Source organism: Paenibacillus sp. KS1 (genome assembly GCF_001680695.1).
GTDB classification, from domain to species: Bacteria; Bacillota; Bacilli; order Paenibacillales; family Paenibacillaceae; genus Paenibacillus_B; species Paenibacillus_B suaedae.
Map to the genome: position 1 here is coordinate 1 of NZ_MAIS01000072.1, position 23,569 is coordinate 23,569.

The 23,569-nt window shown below is 41.4% G+C and carries 27 protein-coding genes; 17 read left to right on the top strand and 10 right to left on the bottom strand.

Translation table 11 applies throughout. The annotated features are described in order from the left end of the window. Positions 1-823 (top strand): alpha/beta hydrolase family protein (locus BBG47_RS20610; RefSeq protein ID WP_139070735.1); only part of this gene is annotated, 823 nt, incomplete at its 5' end. A gap of 132 nt (positions 824-955) precedes the next feature. Here the strand turns inward: BBG47_RS20610 and shc are convergent. The 3 genes from shc to BBG47_RS20620 all read right to left on the bottom strand — a co-directional run bounded on the left by shc (position 956) and on the right by BBG47_RS20620 (position 3,565). After that, positions 956-2,848, bottom strand: coding sequence for a squalene--hopene cyclase (gene shc / locus BBG47_RS20615; protein ID WP_065293283.1), 1,893 nt, complete (start codon positions 2,846-2,848; stop codon positions 956-958). A gap of 32 nt (positions 2,849-2,880) precedes the next feature. Continuing rightward, positions 2,881-3,057 (bottom strand): hypothetical protein, encoded by a 177-nt coding sequence (locus BBG47_RS30045; RefSeq protein WP_175400595.1) that lies wholly within the window; start codon positions 3,055-3,057, stop codon positions 2,881-2,883. A 157-nt stretch (positions 3,058-3,214) separates the two neighbouring features. Further along, the gene (locus BBG47_RS20620) at positions 3,215-3,565 is read right to left on the bottom strand and encodes a YciI family protein (protein ID WP_065293284.1); all 351 of its coding nucleotides are present in this window, start codon (positions 3,563-3,565) and stop codon (positions 3,215-3,217) included. Positions 3,566-4,257: 692 nt separating this feature from the next. Between BBG47_RS20620 and BBG47_RS20630 the strand changes: the two genes are divergently transcribed. Further along, positions 4,258-4,437: a hypothetical protein gene (locus tag BBG47_RS20630; protein WP_175400596.1), complete on the top strand. Its 180-nt coding sequence runs from the start codon at positions 4,258-4,260 to the stop codon at positions 4,435-4,437. A gap of 44 nt (positions 4,438-4,481) precedes the next feature. Further along, positions 4,482-4,811: a DUF2834 domain-containing protein gene (locus BBG47_RS20635; protein WP_065293287.1), complete on the top strand. Its 330-nt coding sequence runs from the start codon at positions 4,482-4,484 to the stop codon at positions 4,809-4,811. A gap of 361 nt (positions 4,812-5,172) precedes the next feature. On the opposite strand, the gene BBG47_RS20640 is transcribed toward BBG47_RS20635, so the two are convergent. The 4 genes from BBG47_RS20640 to BBG47_RS20655 form a co-directional block, all read right to left on the bottom strand. Beyond that, positions 5,173-5,940, bottom strand: a complete 768-nt coding sequence (locus BBG47_RS20640; RefSeq protein ID WP_065293288.1) for an amino acid ABC transporter ATP-binding protein — start codon at positions 5,938-5,940, stop codon at positions 5,173-5,175. 12 nt (positions 5,941-5,952) lie between these two features. After that, the gene (locus BBG47_RS20645; protein ID WP_065293289.1) at positions 5,953-6,621 is read right to left on the bottom strand and encodes an amino acid ABC transporter permease; all 669 of its coding nucleotides are present in this window, start codon (positions 6,619-6,621) and stop codon (positions 5,953-5,955) included. Between the two features lie 107 nt (positions 6,622-6,728). Then, positions 6,729-7,574: a transporter substrate-binding domain-containing protein gene (locus BBG47_RS20650; RefSeq protein WP_065293290.1), complete on the bottom strand. Its 846-nt coding sequence runs from the start codon at positions 7,572-7,574 to the stop codon at positions 6,729-6,731. 110 nt (positions 7,575-7,684) lie between these two features. Next, complete coding sequence (locus tag BBG47_RS20655) at positions 7,685-8,203, bottom strand: thioredoxin domain-containing protein (protein WP_065293291.1); 519 nt, start codon at positions 8,201-8,203, stop codon at positions 7,685-7,687. A 186-nt stretch (positions 8,204-8,389) separates the two neighbouring features. Here BBG47_RS20655 and BBG47_RS20660 point away from each other — a divergent pair, with 186 nt between their 5' ends. The 4 genes from BBG47_RS20660 (at position 8,390) to BBG47_RS20670 (ending at position 12,222) form a co-directional block, all read left to right on the top strand. Beyond that, entirely contained in the window at positions 8,390-8,827 is a 438-nt protein-coding gene (locus BBG47_RS20660; RefSeq protein ID WP_065293292.1) for a MarR family winged helix-turn-helix transcriptional regulator, read from the top strand. Between the two features lie 51 nt (positions 8,828-8,878). Further along, positions 8,879-10,096 (top strand): serine hydrolase domain-containing protein, encoded by a 1,218-nt coding sequence (locus BBG47_RS20665; protein WP_065293293.1) that lies wholly within the window; start codon positions 8,879-8,881, stop codon positions 10,094-10,096. 388 nt (positions 10,097-10,484) lie between these two features. Further along, positions 10,485-10,640: a hypothetical protein gene (locus tag BBG47_RS30050; protein ID WP_155987265.1), complete on the top strand. Its 156-nt coding sequence runs from the start codon at positions 10,485-10,487 to the stop codon at positions 10,638-10,640. A gap of 79 nt (positions 10,641-10,719) precedes the next feature. Continuing rightward, a complete protein-coding gene (locus BBG47_RS20670; protein ID WP_065293294.1) occupies positions 10,720-12,222 on the top strand; it encodes a malate:quinone oxidoreductase in 1,503 nt (500 codons plus the stop codon). Between the two features lie 105 nt (positions 12,223-12,327). On the opposite strand, the gene BBG47_RS20675 is transcribed toward BBG47_RS20670, so the two are convergent. Further along, positions 12,328-13,098, bottom strand: coding sequence for a MerR family transcriptional regulator (locus BBG47_RS20675; RefSeq protein ID WP_065293295.1), 771 nt, complete (start codon positions 13,096-13,098; stop codon positions 12,328-12,330). Between the two features lie 302 nt (positions 13,099-13,400). On the opposite strand from BBG47_RS20675, the gene BBG47_RS20680 reads away from it, so the two are divergent. Beyond that, on the top strand, positions 13,401-13,694 hold the full coding sequence (locus BBG47_RS20680; protein WP_065293296.1) for an RNA polymerase alpha subunit C-terminal domain-containing protein: 294 nt from the start codon (positions 13,401-13,403) through the stop codon (positions 13,692-13,694). Positions 13,695-13,818: 124 nt separating this feature from the next. Continuing rightward, positions 13,819-14,592 carry a CPBP family intramembrane glutamic endopeptidase gene (locus BBG47_RS20685; RefSeq protein ID WP_175400597.1) on the top strand — a complete coding sequence of 258 codons (774 nt, stop codon included), beginning with the start codon at positions 13,819-13,821 and terminating at the stop codon, positions 14,590-14,592. A gap of 238 nt (positions 14,593-14,830) precedes the next feature. Here BBG47_RS20685 and BBG47_RS20690 read toward each other — a convergent pair whose 3' ends face one another. Then, entirely contained in the window at positions 14,831-16,489 is a 1,659-nt protein-coding gene (locus BBG47_RS20690) for a S41 family peptidase (RefSeq protein ID WP_065293298.1), read from the bottom strand. A 196-nt stretch (positions 16,490-16,685) separates the two neighbouring features. Here BBG47_RS20690 and BBG47_RS20695 point away from each other — a divergent pair, with 196 nt between their 5' ends. The 4 genes from BBG47_RS20695 (at position 16,686) to BBG47_RS20710 (ending at position 19,568) form a co-directional block, all read left to right on the top strand. Continuing rightward, a complete protein-coding gene (locus BBG47_RS20695; protein ID WP_483310748.1) occupies positions 16,686-17,054 on the top strand; it encodes a YhfM domain-containing protein in 369 nt (122 codons plus the stop codon). 69 nt (positions 17,055-17,123) lie between these two features. Further along, entirely contained in the window at positions 17,124-17,486 is a 363-nt protein-coding gene (locus BBG47_RS20700) for a DUF4181 domain-containing protein (protein WP_065293299.1), read from the top strand. Positions 17,487-17,570: 84 nt separating this feature from the next. After that, positions 17,571-17,813, top strand: a complete 243-nt coding sequence (locus tag BBG47_RS20705; protein ID WP_065293300.1) for a hypothetical protein — start codon at positions 17,571-17,573, stop codon at positions 17,811-17,813. Between the two features lie 264 nt (positions 17,814-18,077). Beyond that, positions 18,078-19,568, top strand: a complete 1,491-nt coding sequence (locus tag BBG47_RS20710; RefSeq protein ID WP_065293301.1) for a leucine-rich repeat domain-containing protein — start codon at positions 18,078-18,080, stop codon at positions 19,566-19,568. A 185-nt stretch (positions 19,569-19,753) separates the two neighbouring features. Here BBG47_RS20710 and rluF read toward each other — a convergent pair whose 3' ends face one another. Continuing rightward, a complete protein-coding gene (rluF, locus tag BBG47_RS20715) occupies positions 19,754-20,467 on the bottom strand; it encodes a 23S rRNA pseudouridine(2604) synthase RluF (protein ID WP_065293302.1) in 714 nt (237 codons plus the stop codon). Between the two features lie 296 nt (positions 20,468-20,763). On the opposite strand from rluF, the gene BBG47_RS20720 reads away from it, so the two are divergent. The 4 genes from BBG47_RS20720 to BBG47_RS20735 all read left to right on the top strand — a co-directional run bounded on the left by BBG47_RS20720 (position 20,764) and on the right by BBG47_RS20735 (position 23,365). Beyond that, entirely contained in the window at positions 20,764-21,576 is an 813-nt protein-coding gene (locus BBG47_RS20720; RefSeq protein ID WP_065293303.1) for an MBL fold metallo-hydrolase, read from the top strand. Positions 21,577-21,861: 285 nt separating this feature from the next. Further along, positions 21,862-22,338 carry a phage tail protein gene (locus BBG47_RS20725; RefSeq protein WP_065293304.1) on the top strand — a complete coding sequence of 159 codons (477 nt, stop codon included), beginning with the start codon at positions 21,862-21,864 and terminating at the stop codon, positions 22,336-22,338. A gap of 238 nt (positions 22,339-22,576) precedes the next feature. Next, positions 22,577-22,954 (top strand): SH3 domain-containing protein, encoded by a 378-nt coding sequence (locus tag BBG47_RS20730; protein ID WP_083189499.1) that lies wholly within the window; start codon positions 22,577-22,579, stop codon positions 22,952-22,954. Positions 22,955-22,969: 15 nt separating this feature from the next. Then, complete coding sequence (locus BBG47_RS20735) at positions 22,970-23,365, top strand: DUF6508 domain-containing protein (RefSeq protein WP_065293305.1); 396 nt, start codon at positions 22,970-22,972, stop codon at positions 23,363-23,365. Positions 23,366-23,569 lie beyond the last annotated feature (204 nt).

A 23,569-nucleotide genomic window follows, 5' to 3' on the forward strand; every position in this document is an offset into this window, starting at 1 on the left:
AGTGTCCAAGTTCATTAAGGGGCTTATGAGGAAGAGTAGTGATGGTCTTGAAATAGAAGGTGTTTTATCAACCCCAGTAGAAATTGACGCAAATAAAAAATATCCCTTATTAGTGGTAATCCATGGTGGACCGGCTTGGGCATCATTTCCTATATTTTCTGACTGTTTTAATGAGAAATATCCGATTGAACAGTTTATCGAAAAAGGCTTTATCGTTTTAGAACCAAACTACAGGGGAAGTTCGGGTTATGGTAATGAATTTTTACAAGCAAACTATAGAAAACTGGGAATTTCCGATTACGAAGATGTTATATCTGGAGTGGATAAACTAGTAGACAAAGGGATTGTAGATAAAGATAGAGTAGGAGTTATGGGATGGAGCAACGGGGGATATATATCAGCTTTCTGTTCTACATATAGTAGTAGATTTAAAGCTATTTCAGTTGGGGGTGGAATAACGAATTGGAGTACTCATTATGTAAATACAGATATACCTTACTTTATTAAGATGCATTTAGGAAATAATCCATGGAATGATCCAGAGATATATACGAAAACATCACCAATGACGTATATTAAATCAGCCTGTACGCCCACCTTAATCCAACATGGCGAAAAGGATGCAAGAATTCCAATTTCCAATGCATATGAGTTATATCAAGGATTAAGGGACATGGGAGTTGATACAGAGTTAATTATATTTAAAGGAATGGCATATAGTTCTGACCAGCCAGGAATTAATATGGCTATTATGAAGCAGAATTTGATGTGGTTCTCACACTATATTCTTGGAGAAAAAATGGAATATTTTAGGATTTCGTGATTAATAAATGGATATCCTCACAGAATAGTGCTCAAGTTTATAATCGTAGGCCAAATAACGCGATAGTTGTAAAACTCCCAATGGAAAAACGAGAACGGCCCGCAGCGATTGCGGCGCCGTTCTTTTTTAGATCTATGGATTTCCAAATCGCTTCTTATAGTGGCTCAGCGTCAGAAGCGGCCAGATATAGCGATAACTGTGATAATGAGAATAGAAGTAACCGGGGAGGCCGGCACCTGTAGGATAAGTGCTCTTCCAGTCGTCTTCATGGAGTAATGCGATAAGTCTATGGATTCCTTGATCGACCTCTGGTGTTGGCTGTGTCTGAACAGCGATTAGGGCGTCTAACGCCCATGCGGTTTGAGAAGGAGTGCTCTCTCCTAAGGGCACATAGTGCCGCAGTCGATCGCTTTTACAGGATTCGCCCCATCCGCCGTCCGGGTTTTGGATATCTAGAAGCCAACGGGCTCCTAGTTGTAAGGGTCCATGGCTAGCTGGAAGACCGACCGCTGCCAAGCCCGTTAGTGCTGCCCAGGTGCCGTAGATATAACAAACGCCCCATCTTCCGTACCAGGATCCATCCTTCTCTTGGTGGCGGACTAGCCAATTTGTTCCCCGTTTGATGAATTCGTGTCGGATATCGAGTCTGGCAAAGTTCCCGAGATACTCTAAGGTGCGCCCTGTAAGATCAGCCTCCGAGGGATCAATGGCCGCAGATTTGGCGCCGTCTATGGCGAGCCAGGTGAGTATTTCGTTGTCTGTATTTTTCTCAAATGCGGGCCAGCCTCCGTCTTTATTTTGCATGGATAGAGCCCAATTCAGTCCGCGATTCCAAGATTCCAGGTAAGTAGAATTGGTATTAGATAACCTCCTGATCGCCCGTAGAGCTGCGGTTGTATCATCCACATCGGGATTGATCGTATTGGTCTCCGAGAATCCCCAGCCCCCGGAAATGGTGTTCGGGTTATGAATGCTCCAATCGGCAGTCTTATCCTGCTGTTTGGATAGCAGATACGTGGCGGCACGCCGGATCGTTAGATGATCAGCGGCGATTCCGGCTTCCTGCAATGTGTAGGCAAGCAGAGCGGTATCCCATACGGTTGACGGGGAGTTCTGCATTGTAGTTGTCCCGTTATAATGGAACTGCATGTCGGTAAGTCCCTGAATGGAACGGGTGATGAGAGGATGCTGCTGATCATACCCCAGGGCAAGCAGGGCGAGAATCATGAGAATTGTACTGTTAGCATAGCTGTAGAGGGTACCATCGGCTTCAATCCTTTTTAACATGAACTGCTCGGCCTTGGTTGTAGCTGCTTCGTGGATATAACGGGGGGTGCCGATAAGCAGTTTTAGCCCTTCCTTTATCATGTTTTGTATCTCCTGGAAACTGCGGGGGAGAGGATCTTCCTCGTCCATCGTTCGAACATAGAGATCAGATAGATCTGGTGTATGAGCAGAGGTCATCGAGAACTGCTTGTCGCCCATAATGAGCATTGGGATAAGATGAACCCTTGAGTATCCTGAGAAATCATAAATATTAATCGGAAAATAAGTTGGAAAAAGAACAACCTCGAGCGGAATGGACGAGATGGATGCAGGCCATTTCCTCTGACCTGTGGCGGCGAGGATGGCTGTGGTCATGATGTTGGTCACTTTTCCAAGTCCGCCTTTGGATAAAATATATCGCCTGGCCCGCTGAATAGGTTCATCTGCCGTCTGGCTGTACCCGGAATAGAGCAGAGCGTAATAGGCTTCAACCGAAGCGGACAAGTTCCCTTCTTCTTCATCGGTGAACAGTCTCCAGCATCCATCTGGCTGCTGCGCGGCAAGAATCCGGTCATGCAGCTGCCTAATCAATTCTTCATTTGGAACGTTCAGCAATCGAAAGAGAATAATCACATAAGCATCAACTGACGTCCCGTTTTCAAAGCAAAAACGCCAAGATCCATCCTGTCGCTGCTGTTCGATAAGTGTTTTCGTCAGCCGCTCTATTTCATCATCCACTGCTCTTAGCACATCACTCATTTGCATGGTACCTCCGGGGTGGTTTTTTAGAATTATATGAGGGTGGGCAGGGGGACATATCCTTTAATACCAATAAGTCCAGGGAATCCGCTGGCTCCGATTATGATCAAGATACTGGTAACGACTAGTACAAAATAATCATTGGCAAAAGGCATCAGCGATTTTCCTGTATATGTGTCTTTATTCCATTCGACTTTTCGAATTGTCATACCACCAGACTCCATAAAATAGTTTTAGACTGACCTGGAAATAAGAACAGCGACAGCTAAGGACGAGAGAATAAAGTCCTAGACTGTCGCTGTTCCATGGAACTAACGTTCTCATTAACTTAGCGAGATGTTTATGATTTCAAATGTACAAAGCCTACTAAAATACTTGACGCAATTCAATCTGACCTTCCCCATGTCCTTGCGGGTCCGGCATCCGCATGGCCCACTCGATGGCTTCTTCTCTCGACTTCACATCAATCAGAATGAACCCGGCAATCAATTCTTTCGTTTCCGTAAATGGGCCATCCGTAACCACTGGCTTTTCCCCTGGTTTCGGAAACGAAAGGCGAATCCCATTTGAACTTGGATGAAGTCCTTTCGCCATAACCCGCACGCCTGCCTTAACTAATTCCTCATTGTACTTATCCATGGCTTCCATGAGCTCAGGGCTCGGAAGATTTCCGGCTTCCGAATTCTTCGAGGCTTTTACAATCAACATAAACAGCATAAAAATCTCCTCCTTCTTTTTAAAAGACGGATTGTAATATGAAATGCGGCAGTAAAAAAAGGCCCATGCGAGTTTTCGTGTAAAATGGGAGTTACGGAGCCCATCACCGTACGGAAATTGGATATGCTCTTAATAACCGAAGCAATGACACAAGTTCTTAATTTTGGCTTCAATGAGTTGGATATAAATAGAATTGGGCAAGATGTATGGCTGAAAATTCTGGCCCAGGGCGGCATAACTCCTTCTATGAACAGAGTATTACGACCGAACAATAATATACTGTCAGTGCGTGCGATCGTTTTACAAATTTGACCATGTTTTATTGTGCTATTTTATCACAGCCCTGGGCGACTGTATTGTGTAATTCTGCCCGTTAACTTAATGAAGTATCGTCAGTCTACCACTTTATTTTTCAGTCTAGAACTTTATTTTCTTCTGACAGTATGAGTTAATGGAATACATCATGAGGAAACACCGATGAATCAGTCTGCAATAATTGTTGCAGGCTTTTTTTGTGATTCAAGGCTTGTATTCCAGCTATTATTCGGATATGGTTCAATATGGAATCCAATAGTATGATATATGCAGTTATTCCTTGGTCATAGAAGGTTTAATTATGCAAATGCCTATGAATATCGAATGAGGAGGCGGCCGATGGGAATCGATTGGTAAGATATGATCGCGAGAAGCTTATGCCACGACCAAATCAGATATGCCGTTTGGTGATGCTCCTCTCTGACATACCTGGAAATCCAGACTATACGGTACCAGAATTGAAGGATGAGCTCGCTAAGAAATTAGACGAGAACATGATCAACGGGAGAATTGGGTTCAAGGAGCAGAAATACATCTGGCGTGCGGTGAAGCCATAGCCTGTTTCATAAAGCTGATGTCATTATTTTAGTGGGGGAATCAGATGAAGGTTCTATATGGGGTCTTAGCGTTGCTTGGGATTGTGCTGCCGTACTCTCAGCTCATTCCCTGGATATACGAACATGGATTGCAGTTACCTTTGCTTATCGAAGAAGCAGCGAGAACCCGAATTGGCTCATTTGCCTGGTTAGATGTCATTGTATCTGCGATCGTATTATTAGTGTTCATTCGATACGAGGGAAAACGAACCGGGATGAAAATGAGTTTGTGCTGGGTTCCGATACTTGGCACATTAACTGTAGGAGTTTCTTTTGGGCTGCCTATGTTTTTAATGTTGCGAGAACTGCATTTGAAAAAGATGACAGTTGAATAACCCTACGTATAATACCTCTGAAATTCGCTGGAATGGCTGAAGATAGGGGAAATTAATGTGGTCACATTTGTGAAAGACAAAAATTAACTTACGGAAAAAGGGCTCAACCTAATAATCATAACTTGTAGTAAAAAACGGAAAATTAAAGTACGAGGCAACGGCTGTGGAGCATTCGTGAGCAACAGCTTGATGCTGCTCGGTCTAATACCTATATTTACTCCATGCAGATGGATGGCCAATTAATAGAACCATCTAATGTATGTAAAATATCCCTTTTAGAAGTGAACTTTTTATTACTTGCACAGACGCTGCTGACAATGATGATGCCAGCAGTGTCGATGTAACATTGAGAAGAGGGGCTTTATATCGAATATTCCGTTGAATATCCATTGAGCGTGTTGACGTAATTTCTAATAAACTTCTTGGTTCTTTCATTTTGCGTGTGCAAAAATAGCTCCTCGGGTGTTCCTTCCTCGATAATGCGACCATCAGCCATGAAAATGACGCGGTCGGCTACATTTCGAGCAAAATCCATCTCGTGCGTAACGATAATCATGGTCGTATTTTTCTTCGTAACTTCCTTAATGACATGCAGCACTTCTTCCACTAATTCCGGATCTAATGACGATGTAGGTTCATCGAATAAGATCACATAGGGATCAAGCGCTAATGCTCTGGCGATACCTACTCGCTGCTGCTGACCACCTGAGAGCGCGGCCGGATAATGATGCTCTCTGCCTTCCAATCCGACCTCGTGCAGCAATTTCATGCCGATCTCTACAGCCTGCGCTTTATTCATCTTGCGAGTGACGATTAGGGATTCCGTAACGTTCTCCAGAGCTGTTTTATGTTTGAACAGGTTATAATTCTGGAACACCATTGCCGTTTTCTGTCGCAGCTGATAGACATCCTTCTTCGTATATTTCTCCGCGTTGATCTGAACACCATCGATTGTAATGTTGCCTTTCTGAGGCTGTTCCAATAAGTTGAGCGTACGTAAAAAGGTGGACTTTCCTGAGCCAGATGGGCCGATGATGGCGATAACTTCTCCCTTATCGATTTGAAGATTGATCCCTTTTAACACATCGGTATTTCCGTAGCTTTTATGCAAATTGTCGATTGTAATCATATGGTGCTCCTCCTATCGATAAGGCTTCTCCATTCTCCATTCGATTCGGGATTGAATCGAGGAGAAGATTGCAGTGACGACCCAGTAGATGAATCCAACTGCCAGAAATGCCTCCAGGAACTTATAAGTAACAGCCGCTTCCAGCTTGGCTTGTCCTAACATGTCTGTGACCCCAATTGTAAAGGCGAGCGAGGTTTCTTTGAAAATCATAATGAAATAGTTCCCGGTCGGCGGGATTGCGGTTCTTGCAGCTTGTGGCAGTACAATTCTTCGAATTGCTTGCCATCTTGTCATACCGACGGATAAAGCTGCTTCAGCTTGCCCTTTATCTACCGATGCCAACGCGGATCGGAAGACTTCCGATAGATATGCGGCATTGCGCAAGCTTAATGCGATGATGACGGCTGTAACTGCATCCATCGAATTCATCCACGGGAACAGCTGCGGCATACCAAAATAAAATACAAAGATTTGAATGAGGGACGGCGTTCCCCGGAAGTAAGAAATAATTACGAGCAAGATCGGATATATAATCTTCGTTTTATTTGAAATGATCCAAGTAAACACCATGCCTAGCAAAATAGCGAATAGGAAAGCCAGCAGCGTGATGTACAGGACGAGCGGCAAATATTCGAGCAGCGATGGAAACAGCCCAAGCATATATTTCACATCAAAATTCATGGATAGACACCACCAATTGTAGTCTTAATTCATTTTGAATAGGGAATGAAGAAACCCCCTGAAATAGGGGGATCTGTAACATCTAATTATGAGCTGAATGACGAGCTTTAAGGTTTCGTCACGTCAATCTCACTCCATTTGTCCGAAAGCTCCTTCAATTTGCCGGAGTCTTTCAACTCTTGCAACGCTTTGCTGAACTGCTTAATGAACTCTTCATTCTCTTTGCTCTTCACAAATGGAAATGCATTCTCGGTTGTGTAGAGAGGCTTCTCCGAGAAAATCTTCAGCGGCAAGCCTTCCTTTTTAATTCGAGAGTGCGCAACAAAGTTACTGTCAATGAAGGCGTCAATCCGCCCCATGTCCACTTCTTTATATGTACCGCTTACGTCTTGATAGGCACGGATATTGATCTCATTCCCATGCTCTTCATTCCACTTTGTTGCATACTTGTGCATATTGTTGCCAAGCAGGGCACCTAGGTTTTTCCCTTTCAAATCATCCATGGACTTGATATCATCACGGTTATTTTTGACGACGAGAGTAACTGAATAATATGCATAGGGATCGGTAAAGTCATATTTTTCTTTCCGTTCATCGGTAACGGCAATTAGGTTGGCGATAGTGTCGATACGACCGCTGTCCATCATGCCGAATAATCCGGAAAATTCAGCTACCGTCCATTCAATTTCATAGCCTAGTTTTTCACCAACTAGATTCAATACATCGACATCATAGCCTTCAAGCTTTTGGTCCTTACCTTTTGATACAAAAGGCGGATAAATGCCAGAAGTCCCGACGCGAAGCACTTTTTTCGTTGATGCTCCTTGGGCATCCTTCGCGATATCCGAATTGGCAGAATTGCCAGTTTTACCTGTACCACAGGCGGTTAGAAATACGGCAAAGATCGTTAACGTTAACAATAGACGATAGGATTTAGATAAATGCTGCTTCATAATGTCCTCCTGTAGATTGTGCATGCTTGCATCTTATATGTAGTGTAAGCATATGCGTAAAATCGGAATTGATAGATAAAAATTCAACAAAATGAATGATGACAAAGAGATTACTTTGCCAGCAGCGCTTCGATTTCAGCCTTCAATTCGTCTGCATCAATTTCTCTTGGGAACTGATATTCTTTATTGTTGATAAATACAGTAGGAACCATCCTCACGTTTCTGCGAATGGCTTCTGCCGTGACATGCAAGCTAATTTCCGTGTTATCCGGCTCTTCTTGCAGTTGATAGTTGGAAGCTAGTAGATTTTTGATTTCCTGATTGTTCAACTGATCCCATTGGGATTGGGTTTCGAACAATTCTTTGATAAACTCTCTTGCACGAGCAGGATTTCTATAGTCCAAGAACAAGTTAACCAGCGTTCCATTTAACAGCATCTCTCTAGGCTTATCATAATGTTTGACGATAAATTCAACTTGACCTTGTTCCAAGTAGGCTGGCAGAACATCTTCCGCGATGCCGAAGAAGGTTGCGCAGTAAGGGCAGGTTAAATTCAAAAATACCTCAACCTTAATAGGGGCGTCTTTCTGTCCAAAACTCAATTGTCTGTTCTCAATGTGATTGGTCATGTTTAACCCGCTTTCTAAGAAGAATGTTGATACTAGTAAACTATAATTATTCCGACCTATATTGTCAACATTAATTGCCTATCGGTTAAAAGCTACCACACTACAATCCATCATCGAAAAATTTGACTTATTGTAGTTCCCCCTCTAATATATTAGGTATCTAACATATTTCAGAGGGTGAGCTGCGTGAACATCTATGAACAAGTAAAACAAATTAATGAAGCTGATTATGCCATTAACCGCTTGATTTTTAAACACTATGAACCATATTTAGCTAGCTCTATCACCACTCAGCAAGCCGTGTTGCTGGATATTGTATACTCTGCCAACAAAATAACGGTAGGTGAGATTGCTATAGAAATGAACATTAGTTCTAGTGCAGTAAGCCAGCTTATTGCGAAGATGGAGAAAAACCAGTTTATTCATCGTGCTATCAATCCTGATAATCGCCGAGAAGTGTTTATTACGCTAGGAATTAAAGGCGAGGAGTACTTTGAAAAGCAAGAATATGTCGAGCGCTCTGTGGCCGATCGTTTATTTTCTAAACTAACTGTTGCCGAACGTAACGAGTTAGAAAGAATTACGAAAAAATTGAAACAAATTGCAGCTGAAGAGTTCATTTGAGTTCTTCTCATCCAATATGTTAGATGACTAATATATTTAGGAGGCTTACTTATGTTCAACTCTATTTATTCTACGCTTGAAAAAATCCAGTTCAATGGTGCAGTTTATGTAGAAACGAGCAATAACGAAATTGTAGATGTAACAATAGGTTTTGCAGATATGAAGAATTCAGTTCCGATTACGGGGGAAACACTATTTAACATTGCTTCTTTAAGCAAAATGTACACTGCTGTAATGGTTCTTCAATTAATAGAGCAGAAGGTGATTCATTTTAAAGACAACCTAACAAAGTGGTTTGATACAAGTATCTTTATAGATGTAACGATTGAAGATTTGTTGATGCATACATCCGGTATCCCAGAATATATCGATAATTCTTCAGTTGAGAAAATTGAAGATATTTTACATAACAAGGAGCCTTATTTCCTACCAGGTAGCGGTTGGCTTTATACAAATACAAATTATGTTTTGCTAGCTAAAATTATCGAACAGGCAAGTCAACTTTCTTATGAGGATTATTTACAAAGAATGATCGCCCAACCTCTTCAACTTCAAAACACGACAACGAAGCCAAAATTGAAACTAACTGCTGTCGGTAAGCTATTTGATTTTATAAATAAGAAATATATCCATGCAACAGACGATCCGATTTTTAAAGATATCGATAAGAAACACGATTTTTATGGTGACGGAGGAATTTATGCAACAGCTCAAGATATAGCCCGATTTGTAAAAGGGTTTCTTCAAGGTGAATTAGTATCGCTTGAAATGGTGAATCGCGCCCTTACTCCTTCACCGTTACATAGCTCATATGGTTGTGGGTTTATCATTCAAGACGGTTCTATTGGTCACTCTGGTGGTTGGCCTGGCTATTCGTCGCATTGCTTATGTTCTGTGACAAGCGGAGAGGTGACGGTTCTCTTAACGAATGAAGAGGTAAGCCCTTTTTACGAGCAGCAAATATTAGAATTCTTAAACCAAGCTAGTGAAAGTAAAGAACCTGATGCTCCAAAGCATCCTAGTATCATGAAATTCAATAGTGCTGATCATATCGTAGGTACCTATCAACTCGCTGATGAATATCAAACATCCTTCATAATTAAAGAGGGAATAAACTCGTATATTATTTCTTTCCATGACCAACATGATACCCATTTATTTAAAGTGGAACCGAACCTGTATTGGATTCGAAATACGATGAGTTATATCGATATTTCTGAAGGAATCTTTATTGATGAGGGTGTGGAAATACCGTTTCATAAACTATAGATTAATGAGTGAAACTTGATCATATGAAATAGGGACACACTGGAATACATTCCTAAGCCAAAGGAAGAGCAGTAATCTCAATAAAAATCAATGACTATCCATACATTTATGTTTAAAATCAATACTAACAAATGGATTTTTTTATGTTATGATAATATTAATCCTCTAAAGGAGTCACGGCACCCCAGATATACAGCAAATGAGGAGATTCAATCATTTTTGAATCTAGAGTTTAACAAAGGGGTCTCAATTGATATTCCTTTCCACTGAGAACATGGATCTTTGCTCTCAGGTTGAATTTTTTTTGCTGTTAAGATTGCTGTTTACAAGTCGTTGGTGAGAAAAGCATATTGGGGATGATCGCTAATCCAAAATTGGTGGTACCACGATGTTATTGCGAAGAGCATTTTTCAAGTCCAAAAAAGCAGTACAGCGCAAACTAGGGGGCTCGCAGGGCGGTTATTCACTGGAGTCGGAGCAAACCAAAGCAACATTCCTTGCAAGTAGTTGGGAGAAGGCCTTGGTTTTTATGCATCCCGATTGACTATCTGGATGAATGAGTCAAGCAGGCAGCTGCGCCTATATCTTTTCTACAAATACATTAGCATGTAAGGACGGTAAAAATGATCAACAGACAAACTAAAACAGACGTTATCTTAATTGGTGCCGGAATTATGAGCGCGACTTTGGGGACAATGCTGAAAGAATTAGCACCGGATTGGGAAATTACAGTTTTTGAAAAGCTCGCTAACGCAGGAGAAGAAAGCTCTAACGAATGGAATAATGCAGGAACAGGGCATGCTGCGCTGTGTGAGCTTAACTACACCGTCGAGAAGAAGGACGGAACCATAGATATTAGCAAGGCGATTAAGATTAATGAACAATTCCAGCTTTCAAAGCAATTCTGGGCTTATCTCGTAAGCAGCAATTTAATTCGTAATCCGCAGGATTTTATTATGCCCTTGCCTCATATGAGCTTAGTCCAAGGGGAAAGCAATGTCGCCTTTTTAAGAAAACGTTTTGAAGCGCTATCAAATAATCCGCTGTTTCAAGGTATGGAATTCTCCGATGATACGGCCAAACTATCGGAATGGATTCCGCTTATTATGAAAGGCAGAACTACGAATGAGCCGATGGCAGCTACCAAAATTGACACCGGAACGGATGTTAACTTTGGTGCTTTAACGCGCATACTGCTTGACCATCTGAAGAGCAAAAACGTTGCGATTCAATACAAGCATAGTGTGGATGATCTGAAGCGGACGAAGGATGGCTTATGGGAGCTGAAGGTTCGGAATATGCAAAGCGGTACCGTCGAACGCCATTCGGCAAAGTTTGTCTTTATCGGCGGCGGGGGTGGCAGTCTTCATTTGCTGCAAAAATCAGGAATTCCTGAAGGCAAAGGTATCGGTGGCTTCCCGGTAAGTGGATTGTTCATGGTATGCAATAATCCGGAAATAGTAGAGCAGCATCATGCCAAGGTATACGGGAAGGCTCCTGTTGGCGCTCCGCCAATGTCTGTCCCGCATCTGGATACTAGATATATTGATAACAAGAAGACATTGCTGTTCGGACCGTTTGCTGGCTTCTCGCCAAAGTTCTTGAAGACGGGCTCCATGTTCGATTTGATTACATCGGTGAAGCCGCATAATCTCTTCACGATGCTTGCAGCTGGAGCGAAGAACGTCCCATTGACAAGATACCTTATTCAACAAGTCATGTTATCCAAAGAAAAGCGCATGAAGGATTTACGGGACTTTGTCCCGGACGCAAAAAGTGCGGATTGGGATTTGGTGGTGGCAGGTCAGCGTGTGCAAGTTATTAAAGATACGACACACGGCGGCAAAGGCACACTTCAATTCGGCACAGAAGTAATTAGTGCTGCTGATGGATCGATTGCTGCTTTGCTTGGTGCATCTCCAGGTGCTTCAACAGCCGTTCATGTCATGCTGCAGGTCATTAAGCAATGTTTCCCACAGTATGTGAAGGAGTGGGAGCCCAAAATCAAGCAAATGATACCATCCTATGGTGTATCACTTGCGGAGAACCCGGAGCTATTTAAAGAAATTCATGCGTTAACTGAACGTACGCTTGGTCTTAACAGTGAGCTTCAGCCCGTTGTGTAGACGATAAACATAATGAAGAGGCCTTAGTCCTGAGATTTACAGGATCAAGGCCTTTTTAGTAATCAAATATATCAGCTTATATGCCCATTTGTTCTGGGCGATGAGTTATGGATTTGTTGTCTCGAAAGACGCTGCCGAAGCTGCAAGATAATAAGCCAATCCAGTCTGCTGACTCTCGAGCATGTTAAGATGAAAATCATCACTAAGAAAAAATTGAGTCTGTGCGGCAAATTCTTTAGCAGACGTATTGTGCCCATGGTTATTCATAAATGCTAGATGGTATCGAATAAGACTGACTATTTTCTCATCGTTATGCTTAATTCCATCTCGTAAGGAATTAGCCATTTTGTTCATGAATGTCATGGCTTCAACTGCTTGTTCATTGATATTCTGAACTTCCTCAGGAGCAACCTCCAGAGAATCCATCCCGTACGAAGCCTTCAAATACTCATTTTGTTCAATCAGCGCTTTGTTCCACTCTTTTTCGCTTGCAAACCCTATGAACATTTCTTTGTTATCCATAGATTCACCATCCTTACTACACTCAATGGATTTACGTAATGTTTGAACAATGGTGTCCAATCTGTCTTTACGATGGAGGAGCAGCTCCTCTTGCTGGGCAAGAATAGACAATCGATCTGAATGATGTTCCATCATGTCCTTGATTTGATCTAAGGAGAAATCTAATTCTCTGTAAAATAAAATCTCTTGCAGACGTTCAAGCTCTTTCGTTCCATATAACCGATATCCAGCCTCGCTTCTCTTGCTAGGTAAGAGAAGACCGATTTTGTGATAATGATGAAGCGTTTTGATTGTAATATTGGACATCTCGGATACTTCTTTTACGGTGTACAAACGTTTTCTTCCTCCCTTCATTATGTAGTGTAAGGCCTTCCCTAAGAGGAGAGTCAAGACGATGTCAAGACATCCTTCATAACGTATTGACTCCTCCCATAACGTTAAATCCCCCTCAGATGTAAACAAATATCTTTTGTCATAACGTAATCGAATGTATAATCATGGGAGATATTATGAGAACCAGCACCCCGGCCTAAGGTATGGGTAAGGGAGTTATGAGAAATAGTCATAGATGTCGACGGATTGGAACAACATTTAAATAATGTGATGGGTATAATAGATACGTACTATTAACAGCAATAGGAGAGGTGACAGCCACTATGACCGCATCCAATAAAACGCTAAGAACTTGCAAACAGGGGCATCAATACTATAAAAGCACGGATTGTCCGACTTGTCCGGTGTGTGAGCAAGCGCGCAAGCCGCAGGAGGGGTTCCTTGCGGTTCTCTCAGCGCCTGCTAGACGTGCGTTGGAGCACAATGGAATAACCACGTTGGCAGAGCTAGCTAAGTATAGTGAAAAAGAGATTATGCAGTATCACGGAATGGGCCCAGCATCATTGCCTAAGCTTAGAAATGCTTTGCAAGAAGCAGGACTGTCGTTCAAACCTTGAAACAAATGAGCATAAAAAGCAATATGAAACGCAACATGAAATGCGAATACGTAAGCTAAAGCAACAATTAAAAAATAGGAAAAAAGAACCGACAAACTTTTAGGTAGAAAGCGGGAGAATGTGGATGTCGCTGTGGGGTCAGATTTTACTATGCGGAGTAGTAGGAGCACTAGTGTACTGCGGTTTGTATGTTTGGACACCAAAGCTGGTGAACAGGGGCGTCCCTCTTTTGTTCTCGTTTTGGTTCTTTTTATGGGCACCAGTCCTTCTATTGATACCCTTGAGTATATTGCTGTATTGGATAGATGGCGGCGTTCTGTCTCTAGCATCCTTCGTAGAGCGATTTCGCTTAACGCCCATTAATAGCCAGGACTGGCTGTGGGTCATTGGAGCCGTTGTTTTTACTATTTTATTTGATCAGTTATTAGAACCGGTAGGTAAATATTTCGCACGCAAACGCCTTTTTGCTCCACCTCCATACCTTCCGGCGCCTTTCAATCCGCTTAAGAAATTTTCCATACCGCCTACTGAATTTTTTCATACACCGCTGCGTCGAAATGGGAAGCTGCTTGCTTGGTTCATTCCGCTGCATTTGATTGCTATGTTCAGCGAAGAGCTAATGTGGAGAGGGTATATGCTTCCCTTGCAAATCGAACTATTCGGTTCATACGCTTGGGTCGTTAACGGATTGCTGTGGGCTTGGTTGATACATGCATGCTTAAAATGGCATTTTATCGGGATGCTTCCGGGCATGCTCATTGCACCATGGATTGCACAGTATACGGGTTCGACATGGGCTTCGTTCGCTGCACATGCAATTGGCAATGCGCCACTCTGGGTCTTGCTATGGATTGGCGTTATGCATACGCCGACTACGAAGGTGGATAAAGGCTGCTAAAGGAGAAACTTCATCTGCACAGCAGTCCAGCAGCTCAGATGCTTCAGTGTAGCAATATCGAAGTGCCGCTCCCATCGCATTCACGTAGACAAGAGGTAGCGGAGCCATAGATTCATTGCTTACAGGAAACTGGAGTAGGGAGTGCGAACATGGTTAGTAATGAAGGAGCAACAGCTTCCACACATGGAAGACGGTTGCTCCTTCCTATGTCATCTAATTAGACCGGTCACATCTGAAGTTATTGCAGTGCTTGAATCGCATATTCCAACTCCACATCTATACTATCAACATACTTGGCCTTAAACGTTTCTCTTGTTAGCGGAATTTGAATATCTGGGGTAACGCCACCTTTTCCGCTAAAGTCGCTGTCGACTTGAATCTCATGGTTGCGGTTCAATGATCTGCCGTCTGGCAATTGTACGACATATCCCTCTGGCAGCTGAATGGTAATCGGAGCTGTGTATAGACCAAATGAGCCATTGGTAGACGTAAATCCAATGATTTTGACATTGGGTAGTCCTTTCAAGGCAAGTGGAATTCCTTCTCCAGAGCTGACCGTTTGACTGTTGATTAAGATGATGATTTTCCCGTTGAACGATGGTTTTGTAGGCGTGAGCGTTCTAGTTTCATTATGATTCAATTCGAATTTGTGGGTATACCTGTTATAATAGCTCGTAATTTCGTAAAAACGTTCCTCCTGTACAAAATGCCGGGCTATATCCGCTACTAATTGGTCCTCACCGCCTCGATTATCTCGAACATCAATGATCAATCCTTTCATTTGATTATCCAGATATGCTTGTAACTTGCTGTTCAATATTTCTTCAAGACTTGTAGCGAAGAGCTCCTTCTGAAAAGAATTAATCTTCAAATAGCCGTACCCGCTGCTTAATAATTGACCTTCAATGATGTCCTGCCCAGCATTCTCCCTTTGTAAAGTTAAAAAGTTGTCGTCGTATGCCTGAAGTGTAACTTTTTGGGTTTTCGTTTCGTTTAGATTGTTAAAGGCGACTTGCACCTCTCTGCCAATTGGGGCTCGTGTCATAAGCAGACCTTGATGATGCATCTTCGCTTGTTCTGTAGCTAATGAGGTAACAATGAAGCCTGAGTTATTATAAGCTTCTTTCGCATCACGGCCATCCCAAGTCACAATCTCTGCACCGACTTTGATTCCTATCTGTTCAGCAGGACTATCCTTAATGACCTTGTTCACGAGTATCGTACCATCATCCAGCCGGATCGCGGTTATGCCGAATCCGCCTCCAATTTCAGCCTTAAGCTCTGCCTTATTTTCTTTAAGACCGACATGACCATCGGGAATGGAGCTGACGTATTCCTTCAAGGTCTGGTAATAGAGCGCTTTATCCTGGTTTTTCTCAGCTTTTTGGAAGATAGGCTCGAACTTACTTCTTAGCGCATCCCAATTGACTTTTTTCCAATCACTGAACGGGTATTCCACTGACAGTCGCTCATTCATTTTTACAAATGCTTGGGAGTAGCTCAGGCTGCTTAAGTCGCTTACCGGATTGTACCTCAATTGCCCTGCGAACATCAGTGCAGCTACAAGCGGGATCACCCCGACGATACAAACTATAATCCGCCATATTCGATACTTAGGAACAAGGATGCGTCGAGAAGGCTTGAATACCTTTTTGATGGTGCAAATGAATACGAGGAATGTCCAAGAATAGATGAGCAAGGATAGATCTGAAGTATTCCCATCTAGAATGCTTATCACTGCTCCAAGAAGGGCGATACTCGGCACAAAGTCTAACCACCTGTAATATTTCTGAATCGGTACAGCATACCAGATCAGAACAAACAAATTCAAAGCGCTAAGGATTAAATCCCAGACCGTAAACCACTTAATGGAATCAATCGTGCCGTAAAAGCTCATGAAAGAGCACCTCTCCCCATAAAATCAGTTTCTATATAATGCCATTCTGAAGCTGCTTGAACGATACATAAATTGTTCCTAAATTTTCGCACGCTCGTGAATACTGCTCTACAGTGTGTCTGGTCTAAACATCAATCTTATTTGAAATGAGCTGATACTTATGCATAAAAGAATCTTTACATTACTGCTTTTATTAATGTTGTTAGGCATTACCGGTTGTGGAAGTAAATCCATAGTTTCTATAGAGCTAGAGTGTCAAGGGTTGGAACGAGTGGAGAAGTGCAGCAATTATAGCAGTAGTAATGAGCAGATCATGAAGAAGTTCGAAAGGGCAACCGATACAGCGACGAAATTGCCAGGCGCATTAGATTACGCAGCAGAATATCGCATGACCATTACTTATTCTGACCATACGATTGCTAAGTACGATTTATCATTAGGTGCAGAGAGAGGAAAGAAAGGCTTACTAGTCGACCTGAATCATTCTGAAGTAGGATACGAAATAGGAAAAACCTATGCCAATCAACTGCGGGAAGTTATCAACAAATCGGGGAAGAGCGAGTAGAAGGAATACGACTGCTTGAACGTACCCATGTAGAATTTCGAATCTGATAAAAATAAAGGGGTGAATACGATGCCCAACTCATCTATGATCTCATTTATCGTTCTTTTTATAGTGCTGCTTAAATCGATACTCAGCAGATTGATTATAGGGCCAGAAAAAACGGAGATTCGTGAAGAAGGCAAGAAACTACAATGGTGGGGCTTGATTCTATTTGCGATCATCTGTTTAGGTGTATTCTTCTACTATTATGATTACATCTATTCCAATACCATCGTATTGAAGATGTTTTGGATATCATTTTTGGCGATTACAGGAGCGTTCAATTTTTTTATCGAATGGAAGTATTCCAGCAATCGAAAACAGTGTATCGTAACCGCGATCATTTTCACTCTAGCTGCATTACTGGTTGCCATTGTTATTTATGAACCTTGATTTCGTACAGACGGCTTCATTTTGGTTTGTGCGCCACCATTTGTACCCGAAGATGTTGATTATACCGTTCAAGAGTTGTTTATATTGAAGAAATATCGGGGTACGAACATTGCATCGATCACAGTAGAGAAGGTGCTTGGGCAGCTTTCTGGGAAGATTTCCATCTGTCAGTTGGCAGCAAACCAACGAGCGGTAGCCTTTTGGAAGAAGTATTATCGGGAACATCATATTGATTACGTTGAAACTCGAGAGTGTATCCCGATAGATGGACTTGAAGGATTGCAAGAAATTATTTCTCAATCCTTTGAAATCCAGCGCACATGTTGAGTCCATATATGATAGATCTCTAGGTACGATGCTTGCTACCCTCAGGCAAATCCAAAGCATGTATCGGGAATAAGACTTGTTCGATTAATTCCTTAATCATTCGATGTATAAGCCAACCTCACGATACCCAACATTCTCCTATTTATTTAGAAAACTTTAGGTGTTACACTAATTTGTCGATAGCGTAACGGATATTCATTATGTCTATTCTTATCAAGAGTAGCTCAAGATAACAAAATACAGTCATCAGAGGGAATGATCATCATGAAGAAACGTGCTGTAAGCTTACTTATTTTTATTTTTCTCCTAAGTTTGGCCCTTCCAGGACAAGCTTCGATGGAAGCGGTTAGCCAAGAACCGATTATTAAAGATGGAAATCTCGAAAAATCGATTCGTTCATGGATAGGTATAAAAGACGATGAACCCCTTACCAAAGCGGATTTAGAATCTCTCACCGTTGTATCTTTGTCAGGTAAAGGAATTAAAGATCTGCAGGGATTGGAGTATGCCGTCAATATCACGGATCTCGATTTAGACATTAATGAAATTACTGATCTTGCACCGCTAAAGAAACTCTCAAAGATCCATACTCTCAGCCTCAAAGCCAATAAAATTTCATCAATTGAGGAATTGTCAGCTCTGAAGCAGTTGAAATATCTAGAAATAAGTTGGAATCGGGTCTCATCCCTAGATGTAGTGAAACAATTGCCTCGTCTAATTGAGTTGGGCGCCGCCCACAATCAAATTTCGAATGTTCCAGCACTCTCTAGTGCCGCAGAATTAGCGTATTTGAAAATGGACGACAATGCGATAGAAGACATAGCTCCTCTCGGCAACATGAAAAAGTTGACATATCTTAATGTATCTAACAATAAAATTAAGGATTTCTCGCCGCTACGAATGCTGTCCAAAAGTCTGACATATCTGGGGATTGATGGACACCAGGTAACTGATCTTAAGCTGCTAGAAGGATTCAACAATCTCGAAGGTCTCTCTGCTAACAACAATAACATCGAGAGTCTTGCTCCTTTAGCAAAATTAACTAACTTGTCTACTTTGGATCTTTCTTCTAACAAGATTAAAGATATAGAACCATTAAACCATTTGAACAAGTTGGATTCCCTCTACTTGAATAACAACCGAGTGTGGAATTTGGAACCGTTAAGAAATTTGAAAGCCCTAAAAATCCTACATTTGAACAACAACCGGGTGTGGGATTTGGAGCCGATTCAAAATAATAGTTATGATTTTCATTGGGATACGGGGGCAGAACGATACGGACTGCAGTTGAACGATAACTACTTGGACTTAAGCCAAGGCACCCAAACCTATAAAATATTTAAAAAATTAAATGCGGATAACTATGGTATTAAGTCTCAGCGTAAGACTCAACGCTTGGTGATCGGCAGCAAGACAGCCTATGTGGGCGACAGTATCTACAATCTAACAGCAGCGCCATTCATTCAGACAGGCCGTACCTACGTACCTATCCGTTTCATTTCCGAGAAACTTGGGGCAAATGTAAGTTGGAACCAGAGTACGAAGGAGGTAACGATTCAAAAAGACAGCAAAACGATTCGTTGGGTTGTGGGGAATAAGCAAGTTAAGATAAACCAGCAAACTGTGATGTCCGACGCTCCTTTACTACTGAGAAATAACAGCACGTTTGTTCCAGTACGCTTTGTGTCGGAGCAGCTTAATACTTCGGTTGAATATTTAGGCAGCAAAAAAATGGTCATCATATTCCCAGAATAAGACCGTATAACAGAACTCAATTTTGGACGCATCTAAGGACAACTGGATTGCGTCCTTTTTCTTTACTTGCTGTTACAGACAGCGCGGAGAATATGGCGGAGACATTTTTTGAAAAAATCGAGTTAATCGACAAACGTTAAGGAAGTCCATCCTTAAGTAGGATGGACTCTGATGTCCCTTAGTTTTTACCATTCTTTTGGCTCATAATTTAAGTCTCTAAATAATTGAGATAGCTCCTTCTTGGATAAATCTCTCCATTGTCCAACAGGAAGGTTGGTTAAATGAATATTCATGATTCGGATTCTTTTCAATCGGCGAACGTTGTATCCTAATGCAGTGCACATGCGGCGAATTTGACGGTTTAGTCCCTGTGTTAAAATGATTTTAAAATCAAACTTTGATAATTGAACTACTTTACAAGGCAGTGTTTTTGTACCTAATATTTTGACACCCTCTGACATCCTCTTCAAGAATTCAGGAGTAATTGGCTTGTCTACTGTAACGATATATTCCTTTTCGTGCTTATTTTCAGCACGCAGAATTTCGTTAACAATGTCGCCATCGTTCGTAAGAAGGATTAAGCCCTCGGAATCTTTATCCAGGCGCCCAATATGAAATATTCGTAATGGATGGTTGACGAAATCAACAATATTCCCCTTTACACCTTTTTCTGTTGTACTAGTGATACCTACAGGTTTATTTAAGGCAATATAGACATTATGCTTTGCTTCTCGGTTTAAGATTGGATTGCCATCTACTCGAACGTCATCCCCAGCTTCAACTTGGCTTCCTATAGTTGCAAGTTTACCATTAATAGTAACTCTTCCATCGGTAATTAATTTATCGGCACCTCGTCTAGATGCTTTTCCAGATTCACTTATATATTTATTAATACGCATGCTGACACATCCTTAATGAGAGGATTATTTAATTAGATACTAACTATACTTTATTTTAAGGATGAATCACATACTATTATTCAGATATAACGGATAAAAATTTGTTCCAAAAGTATCCATATCATTTCTGCAGGAGTTAGAAGAATAACGAAAAGAAGGAGTTTATCGAGACTCCTCGAACTTTTATAGTTGGAGTGGATAAATTAGGTAATTATTGTTCGGCAAACTGACGGATTAACTTTAAAATGCTACCTATTTGAATGGCACGAATAATAAGGGGAAAAGGAAGGTTCATGATGATTCAATTCCAAAAAAATAATATTACTGTTTTTCAAAGTGCACTATATATGACTACCACGGCAATCATTCAAACTAATGAAGCAATCATTATGACAGATCCTAATTGGTTGCCTGCCGAAATTGAAGAAATTAAGCGCTATATAAATAAAATGAAAGGTGATAAGCAACTATATATTATTTACACACATAGCGATTTTGACCATATTATTGGGTCAGGGGCCTTTCCAGAAGCTAAGGTAATTGCATCTAAACAATTGGATGAAAATCCGAATAAAGAAGACAGCATTCAAAAGATTAAACAATTTGATCAAAAATACTATTTACATAGAAGCTATTCACCCGTATATCCAACGGTAGATATTGTTGTTTCAGCGGATGGACATAAATTAGAATTAGATTCGATAACCCTGACATTTTATCAAGCACCTGGTCATACGAATGATGGTTTATTTACAGTGATCGAACCATATGGTCTATTTTGTTCTGGAGATTACCTGTCAGATGTTGAGTTTCCGTTCATTTTTAGCAGTTATGAAGACTATGTACATACGATCAATAAAGCAGAAAATATTTTGCTAAATCATCAAATAACGACTCACATACCTGGACACGGATCGACAACACAGAATCAGGAGGAAATTCAAAAAAGGATAAACAGTTCTAAATATTACTTAAAACAGCTTCTTCATGATAACGGAGAGTTAGAAAAATACTTAAGCAGGGAGTATCCATTTTTTGAAGGAATGAAAAGCATTCATGCTGACAATAAAGAGATGGTCAAGGTGCCTTCCCCTCCTTCAAGCGGCTAAATGTCTGCATGAACTGCTCCTTCGTAATCGATACGGTCGATCCAATTTGGTTAAATACAGCATGCGATTGGCGGATTGGAGCGTTTTGCTTCGCCCCGCTAGATGAGGGGATTGGATGCAACAACGTCGTATATCTAGAGAGACATTTGTTAATACCAGTCTATGTGAACACCATTTAATAAACCAGCAAATTTGCCAGTCGAAATTTTCCCTTGAATCATCATTTTTGGCATTATATTTGGTAAGAGAATTAGGAAACCAAAGAAAGAGAAATGAGGGATCGAAGTGTCGTATATCGTTGATTTTAAAAATGTGTCTACGGTTGGTTTAGAATCTTCACCTGTAGCAGAAACACTTGCTGGTTTACGTGCTAACGAAGCCCGTTACTTCATGAATAAATACAAACATGAATTTACGGTTGTACCAGCTAGCGAAAGTCAGAAGAACCTTGATTACGTGAACCGAATCTTGAAAGAGGAACGTGATATTGAGTTTGCGGCCAAACCTTTAGAAACGTCGCACTTTCAAGTGGAAAATATTCAAATCACCTACGTTTTTTATGAGGATGGTCTTGGGCTCAATGTCATGTATACGGTGGATGACCCGAAGAAGCGAGCTGTTGGATTTAAGCTTTCTGAGGGGATGGAGGTACCACAGGAGTTAGAGGGGAAGTTTAAGTTTGCCAGACAGAAATCAAAATTGGCGGGAACAATTCGAGGCTCGTATTTTGTGATTAAAGGAGAATATGAATATACATTGTGACAATATGCAGGCCATCCACACTGGATGGCCTTAAAATTTGCCGTTAAAGAAGCGCGATGAACTGTATTACAAGTAAGGCGAGAATGATGTTTTGAGGGATGTGAATGTTCAGCCTCAGCAGCTAGTACGTGGGGTAAGTAACGTTTCATGATATCGAACATTTGTTCTTTTCTGGGAAAGGCTATGATGGTACAATACTCGTATGTGAAGCAGTAATTACATGATGAGGTGTGCGCAAATGAATGATTATATCGTGATCAAGAAGCGTAGATCCAATTATCCCAATCCGCTGACGCTAATAAAGGGACAATCCGTCATTATGGGGGAAAAATATGAAGGGCCTGAAAATTGGGAGAACTGGATTTTCTGCACGACGCAATCAGAGGGGAACCAAAAAATCAGCGGATGGGTTCCGATGCAGCTCCTTGACACTAAGGGGACAGAAGCAATTGTCCTTGAGGACTATACCGCACGAGAATTGAATGTTGATGAAGGCGATCAGCTCGTGGGTCATAGGGAGCTAAATGGTTGGAGATGGTGCACTCACCGGATGAACTCCGAAGAAGGATGGGTACCAGCGGGAAATCTACAACTTGCAGATGATTATTTTTTATAAGGGGTGGTTGGCGCATTGAGTAACTCGCATATTCTAACAAGGACGGAAATAGAAAGACTCCTCGTTTTCATTGATTGTTTTCAGGACGCCGATCATGAACATATTCGAATCGTGAACGGGTATCCTTGTGAAAGTGAAGTGGTTACCGCATTTCGAAAAGCGCTTGATGATAGTGGATTTTTGGTTGTGTTTGATTGGAAAGCTTGGCTCGTGGAGCACGAAATCTATCAGGACATCAGGAATCATGTCGATGAACAGATCAGGAGAGCGGATATCGATACGCTTCGTAAACTTATGACCTGCTATATTCGTGGCGATCGATTCAATGAAGGAATGTTCGCAGCCGTTATTCAAAATGGGAATGTTTCGATAATTTTGCGTCGATTAAGAGAGTTATTTCCGGAGGAATAAAGAGAACTATTAGGTGTCTAGTCAACGAGTTATGGCGAAAAAACGATAACTCGTTTTTTATATCCATAAACATTATAACGTTATATTGACGTTGGTAACATGCGGTGCTACTATGAATTCAAACATTATAATGTTTGGCTTGGCCTTAATCCATCCACTATGAAATCAAGTTGTTAGATTGATAGATTGTTTACACGAAGCGAG

Coding starts and splice junctions, on each gene's coding strand:
- BBG47_RS20635 (WP_065293287.1), top strand. CDS start 4,482: ATGAAGGTTCTATATGGGGTCTTAGCGTTGCTTGGGATTGTGCTGCCG.
- BBG47_RS20675 (WP_065293295.1), bottom strand. CDS start 13,098: ATGAAGGGAGGAAGAAAACGTTTGTACACCGTAAAAGAAGTATCCGAG.
- BBG47_RS20655 (WP_065293291.1), bottom strand. CDS start 8,203: ATGACCAATCACATTGAGAACAGACAATTGAGTTTTGGACAGAAAGAC.
- BBG47_RS20690 (WP_065293298.1), bottom strand. CDS start 16,489: ATGAGCTTTTACGGCACGATTGATTCCATTAAGTGGTTTACGGTCTGG.
- BBG47_RS20685 (WP_175400597.1), top strand. CDS start 13,819: ATGTCGCTGTGGGGTCAGATTTTACTATGCGGAGTAGTAGGAGCACTA.
- BBG47_RS20665 (WP_065293293.1), top strand. CDS start 8,879: ATGTTCAACTCTATTTATTCTACGCTTGAAAAAATCCAGTTCAATGGT.
- BBG47_RS20630 (WP_175400596.1), top strand. CDS start 4,258: ATGCCACGACCAAATCAGATATGCCGTTTGGTGATGCTCCTCTCTGAC.
- BBG47_RS20670 (WP_065293294.1), top strand. CDS start 10,720: ATGATCAACAGACAAACTAAAACAGACGTTATCTTAATTGGTGCCGGA.
- BBG47_RS20700 (WP_065293299.1), top strand. CDS start 17,124: ATGCCCAACTCATCTATGATCTCATTTATCGTTCTTTTTATAGTGCTG.
- BBG47_RS30050 (WP_155987265.1), top strand. CDS start 10,485: ATGTTATTGCGAAGAGCATTTTTCAAGTCCAAAAAAGCAGTACAGCGC.
- BBG47_RS20680 (WP_065293296.1), top strand. CDS start 13,401: ATGACCGCATCCAATAAAACGCTAAGAACTTGCAAACAGGGGCATCAA.
- BBG47_RS20730 (WP_083189499.1), top strand. CDS start 22,577: ATGAATGATTATATCGTGATCAAGAAGCGTAGATCCAATTATCCCAAT.
- BBG47_RS30045 (WP_175400595.1), bottom strand. CDS start 3,057: ATGACAATTCGAAAAGTCGAATGGAATAAAGACACATATACAGGAAAA.
- BBG47_RS20645 (WP_065293289.1), bottom strand. CDS start 6,621: ATGAATTTTGATGTGAAATATATGCTTGGGCTGTTTCCATCGCTGCTC.
- BBG47_RS20650 (WP_065293290.1), bottom strand. CDS start 7,574: ATGAAGCAGCATTTATCTAAATCCTATCGTCTATTGTTAACGTTAACG.
- BBG47_RS20720 (WP_065293303.1), top strand. CDS start 20,764: ATGATTCAATTCCAAAAAAATAATATTACTGTTTTTCAAAGTGCACTA.
- shc (WP_065293283.1), bottom strand. CDS start 2,848: ATGAGTGATGTGCTAAGAGCAGTGGATGATGAAATAGAGCGGCTGACG.
- rluF (WP_065293302.1), bottom strand. CDS start 20,467: ATGCGTATTAATAAATATATAAGTGAATCTGGAAAAGCATCTAGACGA.
- BBG47_RS20710 (WP_065293301.1), top strand. CDS start 18,078: ATGAAGAAACGTGCTGTAAGCTTACTTATTTTTATTTTTCTCCTAAGT.
- BBG47_RS20620 (WP_065293284.1), bottom strand. CDS start 3,565: ATGCTGTTTATGTTGATTGTAAAAGCCTCGAAGAATTCGGAAGCCGGA.
- BBG47_RS20695 (WP_483310748.1), top strand. CDS start 16,686: ATGTTGTTAGGCATTACCGGTTGTGGAAGTAAATCCATAGTTTCTATA.
- BBG47_RS20640 (WP_065293288.1), bottom strand. CDS start 5,940: ATGATTACAATCGACAATTTGCATAAAAGCTACGGAAATACCGATGTG.